This window comes from Streptococcus caprae (assembly GCF_042649745.1).
Taxonomy (GTDB): Bacteria; Bacillota; Bacilli; order Lactobacillales; family Streptococcaceae; genus Streptococcus; species Streptococcus caprae.
Window position 1 is genome coordinate 1 of the sequence record NZ_JBHRZV010000029.1, and the last position, 15,410, is coordinate 15,410.

Below are 15,410 nucleotides of genomic sequence, written 5' to 3' on the forward strand. Positions count from 1 at the left end.
GCTCATAGATGTCCTCGTGCTCTGTTTGTGTGGTTACTTACAGTTTACACGAGAGAAACTCTGTGAGTTTTTTTGTTGCACTATATTTTACAATTTATCATTTAGTAAAACCTGAAGAAACGAAGCAAAATTTACTGGATGCCTTTGCTCTTGGGTATCGCCATGTGGATACGGCGCATGCCTATCAAAATGAGCGTGAAGTTGGGCAAGCGGTCAAGGCCTCTGGCTTGCATCGCAGTGAATTGTTTATCACCTCAAAGTTATGGCCGAGCGATTATGCGGATCCAAAGGCGATTGATAAGATGTTGGCGCGCCTAGATATGGACTACATTGACCTTGTCCTCTTGCACCAAGAAATTGGCGATTATAAGGCGGGCTGGAAACACCTGGAAGCAGCCGTTCAAGCTGGGAAAGTCCGCTCCATTGGACTTAGTAATTTTGAATCTGAACGTTTGGAAGAAATTCTTGAGCTGGCAACGGTCCAGCCGGCAGCCTTACAAGTGGAATGCCATCCTTATTTCCAACAAAGTCAGTTGAAAGAACGGATTGCAGGGATCGGTGCGATCATCGAAAGCTGGTATCCACTTGGACACGGGGACGCTAGTTTAATCAATGAGCCTGTCTTCACTGAACTAGCTCAAAAATATGGCAAGACCGATGCACAGATTATCCTACGTTGGCATATTCAGTCTGGTCATGCTGTCTTTCCAAAAACGACCAATCCGGACCATTTAAAAGAGAATATTGCCATCTTTGATTTTGCCTTGACCGATGAGGAAATGGCAAGGATCAATGCCCTTGATAAAGACTTCCGTTATTTCAATATGACCTTGGAAGAACGTGAGAAAAACCTGATGGCCTATGTGCCAGCGGATTGAGCATAACCTTCGAATCAATTGATTTGAGTATTATTACGATATGGTCGTCGCTTGGCTTGATGGAGAAATCACGATTTGTTTCCTTGAAGGAACTGAGGTAGACTTATAGAGAAAAAGAAAGGCTGTAACGACAGTGTGCAACCATTGTCGTTACGGTCTTCTTTATGTTGTTGAGTCGTGATTATCCTCGGTTAGTCGGTTGAAAAGTGAATCGTTGACAGGGATATGGTTCCGTTCCACAGTATAATTCTAAAATCACTCTCACTCTCTTTCGTCTATTAGTATAGAAGCAAGCTCTCAGCACATGTTGAGGCAGTAGTATTATTGTCCAAACTAGATGTCGACCATCTGAGCGAGCAACCATAGAAAAATGAGAATTTATCTACTTGCTACTGGAGAATGACATTTTTAATGATTTCTAAAAGCTCTCCCTAATTTTCTACCAAAAGTTTAGGGAGAGTTTATATTTTCTTGATAGGTCATCCTCCCTTCCCTTTTCTCTTTCTAGCTATGGTATAATGGGAAGTGAACTGTATTCTGTAGGAGAGGAGTGAAAAAGATGAAGAAGGTAGGAGCAAGATTAAAAGAAAAAATTTCCTATTATGGTCCCTATACTATTTTATTTTCAATAGTGGTAGTTGTGATTTTAGGATTTTTTGCTCTGAGACATAAATCCCTCATTTACTATAGCGATCAAGGGGCTCAGGATGGTCTGGTCCAACATTATAATGCCTTTATCTACTATGGACGTTACCTCAGACAGTTATTAGCGACAGTCTTTATCCATCATAGTTTCGATCTACCGACTTGGGATATGTCCATTGGTTATGGTCAGGATATCATTTCGACCTTGACCTACTATGTGATTGGAGATCCATTTTCGCTCCTATCTGTTCTGGTACCGACGCAATTCTCAGAACTGGCCTATAATGGTTTGATTGTTCTACGATTGTATGTTGCGGGTTTGGCATTTTTGGCCTTTTGTTACTATAAGGGTTATGAGAGAAGTGCCGCCTCTGCTGGTGCTTTATTATATGTTTTTTGTGGCTTCGGGCTTTTTGGCCCCTTGCGCCATCCCTACTTTGCCTTGCCAATGGTCTTTTTCCCCTTCCTTTTAATTGGCATTGAAAAAATCTTAGCTGGGCAAAAGAAAACCTACTATATTGTGACTCTAGCTTTGGCTGGAATGGCTAATTTTTATTTCTTTTATATGCTTTGCCTACTTGTTTTAGGCTATACTGTCTTGCGCTATATTGAGTTGTACGGTATCAAGGATTTCAAGCATCTCCTGCTAATGGTTGGTCAGTTTATCCTCACCAGCCTTTTATCGGTTGGAATGGCAGCTGTTCTTTTGATACCGACGATTGTCAGCTTCTTAGGGGTCTCGCGTGTTGGTATTGTCCGTACCTTGACCTTGTTCTATAGTCTAAGTCGGAATTTGACGGCCATTCCTTCATTGCTTGTGCCAGTAGTTGATGGCTATAGTAACTATGGCTACACGGCTTTAGGTGTTATTGCCATTTTAGTACTTTTTGCTAGTCTTCGTTCTAACAAGGATTTAGCTCCACTCGCTTTCCGCTTCGGTCTTCTAATGGCAGCCAGTTTCTTACCTATGGCTGGCCATGTTTTTAATGGTTTTGGTTATGCCTCCAACCGTTGGATTTGGGCCCTGGGCTTTTCGGTCTCTCATATCCTAGTTGTCATGTTCCCCAGACTTTTGAACCAGCCTTTTGGGAAAATAGCAAAGCTGGTCATCTTGTGTGGACTTGGACTCTTGATGGGATTAAGTTATGTTTCTTACCGTGCAGAACTTCTTAGGTCAGAGCTTCTAATCGTGATTGACTTACAAATTTTTGTAACTCTTGGATTTTTGATTTGGATTCGAAAGCCCAAATGGCAAGGGAAGCGCTCAAAGCCTACTCTAGCCTTTCTCAGCTTCTTAGTAATGGTTAACAGTCTAGTTGTCTTATTTGAGAATCAAGGACGCTACCAGATAGAATCTGGACAAGCCTATGAGAAGCTCACAAAAAATACAGCGACAGAGCTGGTCGCTAAGCTTGAAGATGAAAGTGTCTATCGTTTTGATAGTGTCGGGGTCACTAGTTCAGATTTGATGGTCAACTCAGCAATGCTATGGAACCAAAATGGGATTGGTTATTATTTTAGTACTTTGACATCACCTGTCGCTGACTTCATTGATGACATGCAATTGAATTATGATATTACGCAGAAGTATTATAATTTGGATGGCCGAAGTCTTCTAGAGAGTTTGTTTACGGTCAAGTATCTTGCAATCCCAAAAGGTAAAGAAGCTCTTCTTCCATATGCTTATAATCAGTTAGTAAGCGAGTCCGGTAAATTTACCCTCTATCAATCGGACTATGCTCTGCCATTTGGCTATACCTCAGCGACAACAATGAGTCGCGTAAATTATGAGGCACTCTCGCCTTTAGACAAGCAGGCCGCCTTATTAGAAACAGTCATTGTAGAAAATGCGGGCCAACTCCAAAAAGCGTCCTTAAGTAGTTTGAGTCAGAACCAAGACTATACGATTACTGATGCTGATGGTCTTGAAGTTAAAAATCATGCCTTTGATGTCCATGAAAATAAGGCTTCTGTGACCCTGACTTTTGCGGCTACTGCTAATCAAGAGCTTTATTTTCAAATTGAGGGACTTAAGTTTTCTCAAAAAGGGCAAGTGGGTCTCTTTGCTTCAGAAGATGCTAAAAAGACTAATCTAAAATTAATTAGTGGTCAACATAAAGCTATCTTAAATTATCGAACTCAAGATGATAATTTCTATTCTGATAACCATGACTTTTTGGTTAATCTGGGTCATGAAGAAGACGGTCGAACATCTATCACGATTAGATTTGCTAAGCCAGGATTCTATTCCTTTGATAAGTTAAAGGTATTGACTCAAGATGTTCAAAAAATTCTTGAAGACTCTAGTAAACTCTCTCAAGAGCACCTGGAGAAAGTCATCATCAAAGACGATCGTATTTCAGGTGAACTAAATCTCTCTCAGGATAAATTATTGGTTGTCCAAGTTCCTGCTATAGATGGCTGGTCTGTGACCGTCGATGGAGAGAAGCAGAAACTTCAAGTCGCTGATAAATTATTTCTAGCGGTTGAGGTAAAGAAAGGTCAGCATAAAGTGGTTTTTACCTACCAGAATCCTTATCTTGCTTGGTCAGCGGTCGTTTCCCTTATCAGCCTATGTCTGTTTGGAATGCTCTGCTATCATGAACATAAGAGCGCTAAAAAAGAATAAATAAAAAGACGTTAACTACGAAAGTTAGCGTCTTTTAACATCTTATTTACGGTATAATTTTTCTTGCGAATAGTTAGGGTCAACAGTGACGTTGATGCCTAGCTTGCGGAAGACATTCTTGTCTTCTTCAGGAAGCATTACGGTTGAGTGGACCTCGCTACCAGCAAGATTACCCAGTTCCTGCATAGCCTTGTCGGCATCCTTATTGTTCATGGCAGTGATAGCCAAAGCAATGAGGATTTCATTGGAGTGCAGGCGTGGGTTTTTATTACCCAGATGGTCAATTTTAAGAGACTGAATAGGCTTGACATATTCCGCTTCAATGAGGAGGGTTTCCTTGTCGATACCGGCCAGAGCCTTGATGCCGTTGATGATGACAGCAGCAGATGGGCCAAAGAGGTCAGAGGTCTTCCCGGTTACGATTTGGCCGTTTGGCAGTTCCATGGCCAGAGCAGGTGCACCAGTTTCCTCAGATTTGGCACGTGCAGCGACAGTTACTTGACGGTCCAGGGCTGAGATGCCAAGGTCGTTCATGAGCAGTTCGATTTTCTTAACTGCAGATGCAGGGACACGCTCTGCCTTGAAGTCGACCAGGGTTTGGTAGTAGCGACGGATAATTTCTTGCTTAGAAGCTTCCTTAGCAGCTTCATCGTCGACAATAGCAAAGCCGACCATGTTGACACCCATGTCCGTAGGTGAAGCGTAAGGAGACTCACCTAGGATCCGCTCTAGCATGCGTTTGAGAACAGGGAAGATTTCCACGTCACGGTTGTAGTTGACCGTTGTCTTACCATAGGTTTCCAAATGGAAGGGATCAATCATGTTGACGTCATCCAGGTCAGCAGTTGCAGCCTCATAAGCCAGGTTGACAGGATGATGGAGTGGTAGGTTCCATACTGGGAAGGTTTCAAACTTAGCGTAGCCAGAGGTCACACCGTTAACTTGGTCATGGTAGAGCTGAGACATACAGGTCGCTAGCTTACCAGAACCTGGGCCAGGTGCAGTGACAACGACAAGATTACGGCTAGTCTTAATGTAGTCGTTTTTGCCCATTCCTTCTGGAGAAATGATGTGGTCCATGTCCGTGGGGTAGCCCTGAATTGGGTAGTGGAGGTAGGACGCGATGCCGTTTTTCTCCAATTCTTTACGGAAGGCATCCGCAGCCAACTGGTTGGCATATTGAGTAATAACGACAGAGCCGACAAAGATACCCAGTTCATTGAAGGTATCAATGAGACGTAGGACTTCTTGATCATAGGAAATTCCTAAATCACCACGCGCCTTAGAATGTTCGATATTGTTGGCGTTGATAGCAATGACAATTTCGACCTGGTCGCGTAACTCATGAAGGAGTTTCATCTTGTTGTTGGGTTCATAGCCCGGTAAAACACGAGCAGCGTGAAAGTCTTCGAGCATTTTTCCGCCAAATTCGAGGTAGAGTTTTCCTCCGAATTGGTCGATGCGCTCTAAGATATGGTCACGCTGCAGATTTAAGTATTTAGTTGAATCAAAAGCAAATGTTTTCATTTTTTCACCTCTGGAAAACCATTGTAACATACTTTTGAAGAATTGCAAAGCTATATGGAGCGGGCAAAGGATGATGTGTAGGTTTCCGCAAACGCTTGCGTGTTGTTAAATCAAGCTTGCAGAGCTGAAAAAATTTTTTCAGAAGATGAATTTGCTTGGGTTTGTTAGTTTAAAAGCTCAGCCATTTTTTCCAAGGAATCTGTTGGGCCAGAGTGATGGCAATGGCGATGGTAAAGGCGGAGATGAAGGAGGTCCGCATCTGTTGCAGGGCCAGGTCAGTCGATCCAGTCAGGACGAGGTAGGTAGCGCGATAAAAGCTGATTCCAGGTAGGAGGGGGAACATGCTAGTGACTAGAAACATGGTTGCAGGAGATTTGCGGTAGATGGCTAAAATCTGAGACATAGCTGCAATAATGAGTCCAGGGATAAAGATGGCCAGGGCCTCCTTGCCAGTTGAAGTTGCAATAATCAGATAAAGCAACCAGGTCAGAGTGCCCAAGACCCCCAGTTCCTTAAAGAAGCGTCTCGGAACTGAGTAGAAAACGGAAAAAGCGACAGTGCCAATACCGGCAGCTAGGGATCTGGTAAGAAAGTCGAGTATGGAGAGGTGATCCAATGAAAAGCCAGCTGATAAGGGTGTTGCCCTTGGAATTAGGCCTAAACTGGCTGCAACCCCGACTGAGATTGAAATGCAGGTCAAGAGGGCAGACAAGGCTAAAGATAGGCCAGTCGGGTAATTGCTCTGAGAAAACTCCCGGATAGCATTGACAAAGGTGGCTCCAGGAATCAAGACCATAAAAGCCCCCAATAAAATAAGACTGCGGCTCTGTCCTAAACCAGTTAATACCAGTCCATGAACAGCCAAGGTGGCAAGTCCACTGGCCAGAATAATGCGGACGAAACTGGTCTTAAGCCAGGGGTTCATCCAGTGGAGGAGGAGCCCGATAAAGAGTCCTGTGCTAGCCGATATCAGGGTATCTATAAGGGTGCTGCCTAGAGCCCAAGCGAAACCACCTGCACCTACAAAATAGGCAAGGAGACTTGTCAAAGCAGAATAATCTGACCGTCCTTCAATATGGTTGAGTTCTTGTAAAATATTACTTGGTGTCCAGCTTGGCTCCTGACTAATCCGACGGGAGAGGGCGTTGACCTCGTCCAGAATCCGCAGATTCATACCGGTCTCTTGGGTTGTGATGACCTTGGCTTCTGCCAAACCTTGTGAATTTAGGCCTGAAACAAAGATACCCCTATTCATGACAAAGGCCTCAAATCCTTTAATGCCAAGGGCTTGGGCCATGTGATTAACGGTCAGTTCGATACGATGAATTTCAGCCCCATTTTCCATGAGAAGACGACCCGCCTTGACAATGGCCTCAAGGGCTGGCTCGATGGTCAAGCTTTGTGGGAGTTTTTGAGATTGTTCTTTTAAGTTCATAATCCCATTATAGAGGGCAGAAGAGGTTTTTTCAAGGATGATGAAAGGGCTTGCTGAAAAATATTTTTTGTTTTTGTTAATTTTTTGAGAATTCCTGATAAACCTTGACTTAAACTGTGATTTTTATTACCTCTGGATTAAATAGGAAGAAAGGCGCCAAATCTAGGATTTGAACAGGGGAGAAGTCACTTTTTGACATAGTAAATCAAAAATTATTGTGGTATAATCTAAACATATTTGGCATAAAAAAAAGTGCTAGAAGGAGGTAGCAACATGGCAAATTCGACACTGGAAGTCATGCAAGCCATCGAGTCTGCGGCACAGGACGTCATAAAAGACTATCAGACTAAGGCTCAGAACCTACAAGCAACGACTCAGAGTCGCTTGGATGAGATTGCTCACGCCTATGATCAGGAAACTCAAAATCTGGTTAGTAATTTAGAAGCTGAAATGTCGACTCGCTTGGCTCAGCTCAGTCAAGAACGTGACCAGACCATTGCAGAAAATGATGCAAAAGTTCGGACAGCCTTGACCGATAAAAAAGATGACTTGGTTCAGCAGATTGTGGACAAGGTGGTAGACGTTTATGGCAATTAGTCGCATGCAAAAGGTCTCGCTGGTCTTTCCCAAGGCCCAGTTAGACACCATCTTACAATTTTTGCAGGCTCAGCAGGGGGTGCAGGTTAGGGATTTGGAAGAACTTCCCGATTGGCAAGTAGCCCTAGGTAATCAAGAGGTCCAGTCCTTGGCTGGACAAGCAGACCTTGGCAGTTTACAGACCTACCATCAGGAGTTAGAGCTCGCTATTCAGAAACTATCAGCGCACCAGCCCAAACAAGGCATGTTAGCTAGTATGCGTCAGGCTAAACCTGAGTTAGATCTCGCTAGCCTCGAGGACTTTGGTCAAAATGGTCAAGGTCAAGCTATCTTGGAGAAGGTTCAAGGTCAGCTGCGTCGTCTGCAAGAACTGGAAGATCAGATTGATAAGACTAGGGCTAAGGTTTCAGCCCTTGAAAAATGGCAGAGCTTAACCACGACACCTAAGGCCCTCAAGGGTTTCAGTCACTTGCGTGCCTTGATTGGGACTGTTCCTAACTCCGAGGACGATTCTGATTATCGAGGGATTCAAGCAGATCCTGCTTTGCAATTGGAAAAAGTCTTCCATAGTGAAACAGAACATGGTCTCATCGTCTTTACTGCAAACCGAGATTTGGATTTACCGACTTATTTGGCGGATGCTTATGCCTTTAAAGTCTTTGATTACGATAAGGATATCTTGCCGAGCGAACAACTAGCGATTTGGACTGAGCAAAAAGAAGCAGACTTGCAAGAAAAAGAGGTTATCCTGGCCTATCTGCAAGAAGCCAAGCCTGATTTGGAAGACCTGCAACGCCAGCTCGATTACAGTCTCAGTCTGCAAGCACGTCAGGAAAGTAAGGCCAAGCTAGCCTCGACAGAAAATCTGACAGCTCTTGAGGGCTGGATGGAAGCAGACCAGGTTGAACGTCTTAAAGTTGGCATTCAGAGCAAGTTTGGGCAAGCGGTCTACCTCTCAGCCCAAGATGTTGATGAGACCGACTGGGACAATGTTCCAATTAAGCTCAAAAACAACAAGTTTGTTGAGCCCTTTGAAACCGTAACGGAAATGTACGCCCTCCCTAAATACTATGAAAAAGATCCGACGCCAATCTTGGCTCCACTTTACTTCGTCTTCTTTGGGATGATGGTGGCTGATATTGGTTATGGTGTGGTCGTCTTTCTGGCGACTTGGGCAGCGCTCAAGTTCTTGCATTTGGACAAGGGTATGACACGATTTATGAAGTTCTTCAATCTCTTGGGAATTTCGACAACTCTTTGGGGCTTGATCTATGGCTCTTTCTTCGGATTTGAATTACCTGTCAAGCTGATTTCAACAACCACAGACGTTATGACCATCTTGGTCATGTCCGTTGCTTTTGGTTTTATTACCCTGTTGATTGGGCTTTTCTTAGGCGGTCAACAGAAGTTGAAAATGAAGGATTATGCCAGTGCCTATAACGATGGCTTTGCCTGGTGTATGATTTTACTGGGAGTCTTGCTCTTGGTGCTTGGCATGTTCATCCCTGGCTTTGCGATTTTAAAGACTATCGGAAGCTGGCTTGCCATTATCAATGCTGTTGGTATCGTAGTGGTATCGGTCATCAGTTCTAAGAGTCTAGCGGGGCTTGGAAGTGGACTTTACAATCTCTACAATGCTTCTGGTTATGTTGGAGACTTGGTCAGCTTTACCCGTCTGATGGCATTAGGGCTTTCTGGGGCAAGTATCGGGTCAGCCTTCAACTTGATTGTGACCTTGATTCCACCGATGCCACGGATTGTTGTGGGGACAGTGCTCTTTATCATCTTGCACTTGGTCAACCTTTTCCTATCACTACTGTCAGGATACGTGCACGGGGCCCGTCTGATTTTCGTAGAATTATTTGGTAAATTCTATGAAGGTGGCGGTAAAGCTTTCCAACCACTCAAGCCTGCTGAAACTTATGTAAACATTAAAAAAGAAACTCATTTGGAGGAAAAATAACATGGAAAACTTAGCTTCTTACTTCTCACAATACGGTGGTGCCTTCTTTGCCAGCCTAGGTGTTGTCATCGCTGTTATCGTCAGTGGTATGGGTTCTGCCCTTGGTGTTGGTAAGGCTGGTCAAGCCGCTGCAGCACTATTGAAAGAACAACCTGAAAAATTTGCGCAAGCCCTTATCTTGCAACTCTTGCCTGGTACCCAAGGTCTTTACGGATTCGTTATCGGATTCTTGACTCTCTTGAACATTACATCTGACCTTGACTTGGCTAAAGGTGTGGCTTACTTCTTTGCCTGCCTACCAGTTGGTATCGTTGGTTACTATTCAGCTAAACACCAAGGTAACGTTTCTGTGACTGGTATGCAAATTTTGGCCAAAAAACCTGAAGATTTCATGAAGGGTGCTATCTTGGCTGCCATGGTAGAAACTTACGCTATCTTGGCCTTCGTTGTTTCCTTCATCTTGATGAACCGTGTCGGATAAGGCTCTGCTATTGTCCAACCCTAGGCCAAGCCTAGCTATTCATGAATAAGGAGGCCATCTGTGTCTGAAATGGAACAATTAAAAGCCTCTGTCCTTGAACAAGCCCATGAACAAGGACGTCAGCTTCTAGCAGAGGCAACCCAAACAACTGAGAAGGAATTTGAACGCAAGCAACAGGCTCTTTTACAGGAGCGCGAAGCCTTACGCAATTCACAAATCGGAGCGGTCAAGCGCCAGCTCCAGCGTGAAGAGCAGCAAATTCAAAACCAAGCTCGTCAATCAACTCTAGTCACTAAAAATAAGGTGCTTAAGGAAATCTTTAAGTCTGCCCAAGAAACCATGGAAAATTGGGAGGGTCAAAAGCAGGCTGATTTTATCAGTAAACTCTTGGCTCGTTACCAAGGGCAGGCTATCCGTGTCCAATTTGGACAGCTGACTCTTGATAAGCTAAGTCAAGAAGATTTAGCCGGTTTGAAGGCTTCTGTCCCACAAGCTAAGTTTGTGGCTGAGGGTCTTTCTCAAGAGGCTGGTATCGTTGTGACAGCAGGTCAGGTTGATGATAACTATCTCTTCAGCCGCCTCGTTGATTCCCTGTGGAATCAAGAATCTTACCGCATGGCGACTGCAATTTTCACTGAGGAATAGGAGGTTTGATATGGACTCAACCCTATTCTCCCAAATCAATACAACCATCTCTGTTCGCGAAAGTCGTCTCCTGACACCTGAGCAATTTCAAGCTCTCTTGCAGGCTAAGGATAATGACGCTTGCGCACAGGTCTTGCAGGGAACAGTTTACCAGTTAGAGGCCCAAGACCTCTCTGACCTCAATAAGATTGAGACTGCCCTTATGAAGCAGTTGTTTCATGATTATAAGTGGGCCGTTCAAGAGGCTCCCGTGAAAGAAGTAGTGCAGCTCTTTTCGCTCCGCTATACCTATCATAACCTCAAGGTTCTTCTCAAGGCCAAGGCAAGAGAAGCATCGCTCAATCATCTCTTAATACCAATCGGTGCCTATTCACTTGAAGCACTGGAGCACTTGGTCGTAACCCTATCTGATGATATGGTACCAAGCTTCATGCAGGAAGAAGTTTTGGCGACTTGGAATGAATTTCAGGACTACCACGATGTTCGAGTTATCGAGATTGGGATGGACCTGGCTTATTTCAAACACCTCAAACGTCTTTTGGACGTCTTGGATGAGCCTGAGTTTGAACAACTGGTTACTCTCATGATTGATTTTTATAACATGACAACGGTCAAACGTGGTCTGGACCAAGGTAAACCGCGTTCCTTTATCTACCAACTGGTCTCAGATGAAGGTACGCAAAATGGGAAAGGCTATCGCAAGCTGATTGAGAATACTGAACTGGCAAGCTGGTTCAACCAAGTCAATCCAGATAGCTTTGCTATGGACCTAAAAACCTATGAAGAAGCCATGGCAGCAGGGACGATTACCAGTGCCCAGTTGGAATATCTGCATGATGTGCTGATCTTCAAACTGCTGGATCAGGCCCGTTATCAGGCTGATAGCCCCTTGGCTCTGGCTCGTTACCTTTTTGGGAAAGAGTTGGAGGTGAAGAATCTCCGACTGATCTTGGCTGGACGGGATAATAATCTGTCAGAGGAACAAATCACAGAAAGGATGAGACCGATTTATGGCCAATAAAACCTATAAAATTGGGGTTGTCGGCAATCGCGACGCCATCTTGCCCTTTCAGATGATTGGCTTTCAGACCTTTCCGGTGTCAGAACCCCAGCAAGCGACCAATACATTGAGACATCTAGCGATGAATGATTTTGGAATCATCTACCTGACCGAAGACATTGCGGCAGAAATTCCGGAAACCATTCGCTATTACGACAGCCAAGTGACCCCGGCGGTTATTCTAATTCCGACCCACAAGGGGAACACAGGATTGGCATTACAAAGGCTGCAGGACAATGTCGATAAGGCAGTCGGACAAAATATTTTATAAAGGAGGAAGCAAGCTTGAAACAAGGAAAAATTATTAAAGTTTCAGGTCCCCTGGTTGTAGCATCAGGGATGGAAGAAGCCAATATCCAAGATATTTGCCGGGTTGGTAATCTAGGTTTGATTGGTGAAATCATCGAGATGCGTCGGGACGAGGCTTCCATTCAAGTTTACGAAGAAACATCTGGTTTGGCTCCTGGTGAGCCTGTTGTAACGACCGGTAGCCCTCTCTCTGTTGAGTTGGGACCTGGTTTGATTTCACAAATGTTTGACGGGATTCAACGTCCCCTTGAAGCTTTCAAGGAACAAACCCAATCTGATTTCTTGATCAGAGGGGTTGACTTGCCAAACTTGGACCGTGAGGTTAAATGGACCTTCACACCAAGCGTAGAAGTGGGACAAGAAGTCTCTGCCGGAGACATCCTGGGAACAGTTCAAGAGACTAAGGTTGTTGAGCACCGAATCATGGTGCCCCATCGTGTCGCTGGTAAGGTTGTTGCTATTGAGGCAGGTGACTTTGCGGTTGCCGATACGGTTTACCGTATCGAACAGACTGACGGTTCTATCTTTGAAGGAACGCTTCTTCAAAAATGGCCAGTTCGGGCACCACGTCCAGTCAGTCAAAAATTGATTCCGGTTGAGCCTCTTGTTACTGGGCAACGGGTAATTGATACCTTCTTCCCTGTTACCAAGGGTGGGGCTGCTGCCGTTCCAGGTCCATTCGGAGCCGGTAAGACTGTCGTGCAGCACCAGGTTGCCAAGTTTGCTAACGTGGACATCGTTATCTACGTTGGTTGTGGTGAACGTGGAAATGAGATGACCGACGTTCTGAACGAGTTCCCAGAGTTGATTGACCCAGCAACGGGTGAGTCTATCATGGAACGGACTGTTCTGATTGCCAACACTTCAAACATGCCCGTAGCGGCCCGTGAGGCTTCTATCTATACGGGTATTACCATTGCTGAATATTTCCGCGATATGGGATACAACGTTGCCATCATGGCTGACTCGACTTCTCGCTGGGCCGAAGCCCTCCGTGAAATGTCTGGTCGTCTAGAAGAAATGCCTGGTGATGAAGGATACCCAGCCTACCTCGGAAGTCGTATTGCTCAGTACTACGAACGTGCAGGTCGTGTACAGGCCATCGGTAGTCCAGGTCGTGAAGGAACCATTACTGCGATTGGTGCCGTGTCACCTCCAGGGGGAGATATCTCTGAGCCTGTTACCCAAAATACCCTTCGTATCGTTAAGGTATTCTGGGGCTTGGATGCACCGCTTGCCCAACGCCGCCACTTCCCAGCCATCAACTGGTTGTCTTCTTACTCGCTTTATCTGGATGAAGTTGGTCAATACATCAACAAACGTGAAAAAGTGCAGTGGGCAGAAAAAGTGACTAAGGCCATGAATATTTTGCAAAAAGAGTCTGAGCTGGAAGAAATCGTGCGTTTGGTCGGGATTGACTCGCTTTCAGAGCGTGACCGCTTGACCATGAATACTGCCCGTCAGATTCGTGAAGACTACCTGCAACAAAACGCCTTTGATTCTGTCGACACCTTTACGTCATTCCGCAAACAGGTTGCCATGTTGTCTAACATTTTGACTTTTGAAGAAGAGGCAGAGCGTGCCTTGGAATTGGGTGCTTACTTTACTGAACTGATGGATGGAACGGTTGTTTTACGTGACCGTATCGCCCGTTCAAAATTCATCTCCGAAGATCGTGTTGAAGAGATTGAGGTCCTGTCTCAAACCATCAAGGACGAAATTCACGAAATTGTAGCAAAAGGAGGAATGGACCATGGAACTTATTAAAGAATACCGCACGGTCAGCGAAGTCGTTGGTCCCTTGATGATTGTCGACCAGGTTGAGGGTGTTCAATATAATGAACTGGTTGAAATCAAACTCCACAATGGTGATGTCCGCCAAGGTCAGGTCCTGGAAGTTCATGAAGACAAGGCAATGGTCCAACTCTTTGAGGGTTCTACTGGAATCAACCTAGCCAAGGCCAAGGTTCGCTTCACTGGTCATCCACTGGAATTGCCAGTGTCTGAGGACATGGTTGGACGGATCTTTAACGGGATGGGAAAACCAATTGACGGCGGACCAGATTTGATCCCTGAGAAATACTTGGACATTGATGGTCAGGCCATCAACCCAGTGTCTCGTGACTATCCAGATGAGTTTATCCAAACAGGAATCTCAGCCATCGACCACCTCAACACCTTGGTTCGTGGCCAAAAATTACCAATCTTCTCTGGTTCTGGTCTGCCTCACCAGGAGTTGGCGGCGCAGATTGCCCGTCAAGCGACGGTACTTAATTCTGATGAAGGCTTTGCCGTGGTCTTTGCGGCCATGGGTGTAACTTTTGAAGAAGCAGAATTCTTCATGAATGACCTGCGTGAGACAGGGGCTATTGATCGCTCAGTTCTCTTTGTTAACTTGGCCAATGACCCTGCCATCGAGCGGATTGCGACACCACGGATTGCTTTGACAACGGCTGAGTACCTGGCCTATGAAAAAGGCATGCACGTCCTCGTTATCATGACGGATATGACCAACTATGCGGAAGCCCTGCGTGAAGTCTCAGCGGCCCGCCGTGAGGTTCCAGGTCGTCGTGGTTACCCAGGTTACCTCTATACTAACCTCTCAACCCTCTATGAACGTGCGGGTCGTTTGGTCGGCAAGAAAGGGTCTGTGACACAGATTCCGATTTTGACCATGCCTGAGGACGATATCACTCACCCAATCCCTGACTTGACAGGTTACATCACGGAAGGACAGGTTATCCTTTCTCATGATCTCTACAATTCAGGCTACCGTCCACCGATTAACGTTTTGCCATCCCTCTCTCGTCTTAAGGACAAGGGTTCAGGTGAAGGCAAGACCCGTGGCGACCATGCACCGACTATGAACCAACTCTTTGCGGCTTACGCCCAAGGGAAGCAGGCCAAGGAACTTGCGGTCGTTTTGGGAGAATCTGCCCTGTCTGAGACTGACCGTCTCTATGTTAAGTTCACGGATCGCTTTGAAAAAGAGTACATCAACCAAGGTTTCCAAACCAACCGTACCATTCAAGAAACCCTTGATTTGGGCTGGGACCTCCTGTCAATCTTGCCGCGTACAGAACTGAAGCGGATTAAGGACGACATGATTGACCAGTATTTGCCAAATCTCCAAAAGGCTACGGACCAGGAAGCTTAGCCATCCCTGACGATAGAAGATAGGCCTCAGTCACCTACAGATTTGTAGTTAGCTGTTGAGTAGATCTTCTATGGTTCCCGGGGA

12 protein-coding genes are annotated in these 15,410 nt (G+C 45.3%); 10 read left to right on the forward strand and 2 right to left on the reverse strand.

Features of this window, described 5'->3' with window-relative positions; all coding sequences use genetic code 11:
* The first annotated feature begins 62 nt into the window (after window positions 1-62).
* A complete protein-coding gene (locus ACFORF_RS04095; RefSeq protein ID WP_380425749.1) occupies window positions 63-878 on the forward strand; it encodes an aldo/keto reductase in 816 nt (271 codons plus the stop codon).
* 559 nt (window positions 879-1,437) lie between these two features.
* Window positions 1,438-4,152 (forward strand): YfhO family protein, encoded by a 2,715-nt coding sequence (locus ACFORF_RS04100; RefSeq protein ID WP_380425751.1) that lies wholly within the window; start codon window positions 1,438-1,440, stop codon window positions 4,150-4,152.
* A 42-nt stretch (window positions 4,153-4,194) separates the two neighbouring features.
* Here ACFORF_RS04100 and ACFORF_RS04105 read toward each other — a convergent pair whose 3' ends face one another.
* Together ACFORF_RS04105 and ACFORF_RS04110 are read right to left on the reverse strand one after the other, a co-directional pair.
* Entirely contained in the window at window positions 4,195-5,679 is a 1,485-nt protein-coding gene (locus tag ACFORF_RS04105) for a DUF1846 domain-containing protein (RefSeq protein WP_380425753.1), read from the reverse strand.
* 169 nt (window positions 5,680-5,848) lie between these two features.
* Window positions 5,849-7,114, reverse strand: coding sequence for a threonine/serine exporter family protein (locus ACFORF_RS04110; protein WP_380425754.1), 1,266 nt, complete (start codon window positions 7,112-7,114; stop codon window positions 5,849-5,851).
* A 273-nt stretch (window positions 7,115-7,387) separates the two neighbouring features.
* On the opposite strand from ACFORF_RS04110, the gene ACFORF_RS04115 reads away from it, so the two are divergent.
* Genes ACFORF_RS04115 through ACFORF_RS04150 form a run of 8 tightly spaced genes read left to right on the forward strand, consistent with a single transcriptional unit; the run spans window position 7,388 to window position 15,326 of the window.
* The gene (locus ACFORF_RS04115; protein WP_380425756.1) at window positions 7,388-7,711 is read left to right on the forward strand and encodes a hypothetical protein; all 324 of its coding nucleotides are present in this window, start codon (window positions 7,388-7,390) and stop codon (window positions 7,709-7,711) included.
* Window positions 7,701-9,674 (forward strand): V-type ATP synthase subunit I, encoded by a 1,974-nt coding sequence (locus tag ACFORF_RS04120; RefSeq protein ID WP_380425758.1) that lies wholly within the window; start codon window positions 7,701-7,703, stop codon window positions 9,672-9,674. Before ACFORF_RS04115 ends, ACFORF_RS04120 begins: the two co-directional genes overlap by 11 nt.
* A gap of 1 nt (window position 9,675) precedes the next feature.
* Complete coding sequence (locus ACFORF_RS04125) at window positions 9,676-10,155, forward strand: V-type ATP synthase subunit K (protein ID WP_380425760.1); 480 nt, start codon at window positions 9,676-9,678, stop codon at window positions 10,153-10,155.
* Between the two features lie 60 nt (window positions 10,156-10,215).
* On the forward strand, window positions 10,216-10,800 hold the full coding sequence (locus tag ACFORF_RS04130) for a hypothetical protein (protein ID WP_380425762.1): 585 nt from the start codon (window positions 10,216-10,218) through the stop codon (window positions 10,798-10,800).
* A 10-nt stretch (window positions 10,801-10,810) separates the two neighbouring features.
* A complete protein-coding gene (locus ACFORF_RS04135; RefSeq protein WP_380425764.1) occupies window positions 10,811-11,821 on the forward strand; it encodes a V-type ATPase subunit in 1,011 nt (336 codons plus the stop codon).
* Entirely contained in the window at window positions 11,811-12,131 is a 321-nt protein-coding gene (locus tag ACFORF_RS04140) for a V-type ATP synthase subunit F (RefSeq protein ID WP_380425766.1), read from the forward strand. Before ACFORF_RS04135 ends, ACFORF_RS04140 begins: the two co-directional genes overlap by 11 nt.
* Window positions 12,132-12,145: 14 nt before the next feature.
* A complete protein-coding gene (locus tag ACFORF_RS04145) occupies window positions 12,146-13,936 on the forward strand; it encodes a V-type ATP synthase subunit A (protein ID WP_380425768.1) in 1,791 nt (596 codons plus the stop codon).
* Complete coding sequence (locus tag ACFORF_RS04150; protein WP_380425770.1) at window positions 13,923-15,326, forward strand: V-type ATP synthase subunit B; 1,404 nt, start codon at window positions 13,923-13,925, stop codon at window positions 15,324-15,326. The genes ACFORF_RS04145 and ACFORF_RS04150 overlap by 14 nt, the downstream gene beginning before the upstream one ends.
* Window positions 15,327-15,410: the final 84 nt, after the last annotated feature.

Excerpts from the sequence above, each read along its gene's own strand:
- ACFORF_RS04100 (WP_380425751.1), top strand. The coding sequence starts at position 1,438 with ATGAAGAAGGTAGGAGCAAGATTAAAAGAAAAAATTTCCTATTATGGT.
- ACFORF_RS04105 (WP_380425753.1), bottom strand. The coding sequence starts at position 5,679 with ATGAAAACATTTGCTTTTGATTCAACTAAATACTTAAATCTGCAGCGT.
- ACFORF_RS04110 (WP_380425754.1), bottom strand. The coding sequence starts at position 7,114 with ATGAACTTAAAAGAACAATCTCAAAAACTCCCACAAAGCTTGACCATC.
- ACFORF_RS04115 (WP_380425756.1), top strand. The coding sequence starts at position 7,388 with ATGGCAAATTCGACACTGGAAGTCATGCAAGCCATCGAGTCTGCGGCA.
- ACFORF_RS04120 (WP_380425758.1), top strand. The coding sequence starts at position 7,701 with ATGGCAATTAGTCGCATGCAAAAGGTCTCGCTGGTCTTTCCCAAGGCC.
- ACFORF_RS04125 (WP_380425760.1), top strand. The coding sequence starts at position 9,676 with ATGGAAAACTTAGCTTCTTACTTCTCACAATACGGTGGTGCCTTCTTT.
- ACFORF_RS04135 (WP_380425764.1), top strand. The coding sequence starts at position 10,811 with ATGGACTCAACCCTATTCTCCCAAATCAATACAACCATCTCTGTTCGC.
- ACFORF_RS04140 (WP_380425766.1), top strand. The coding sequence starts at position 11,811 with ATGGCCAATAAAACCTATAAAATTGGGGTTGTCGGCAATCGCGACGCC.
- ACFORF_RS04150 (WP_380425770.1), top strand. The coding sequence starts at position 13,923 with ATGGAACTTATTAAAGAATACCGCACGGTCAGCGAAGTCGTTGGTCCC.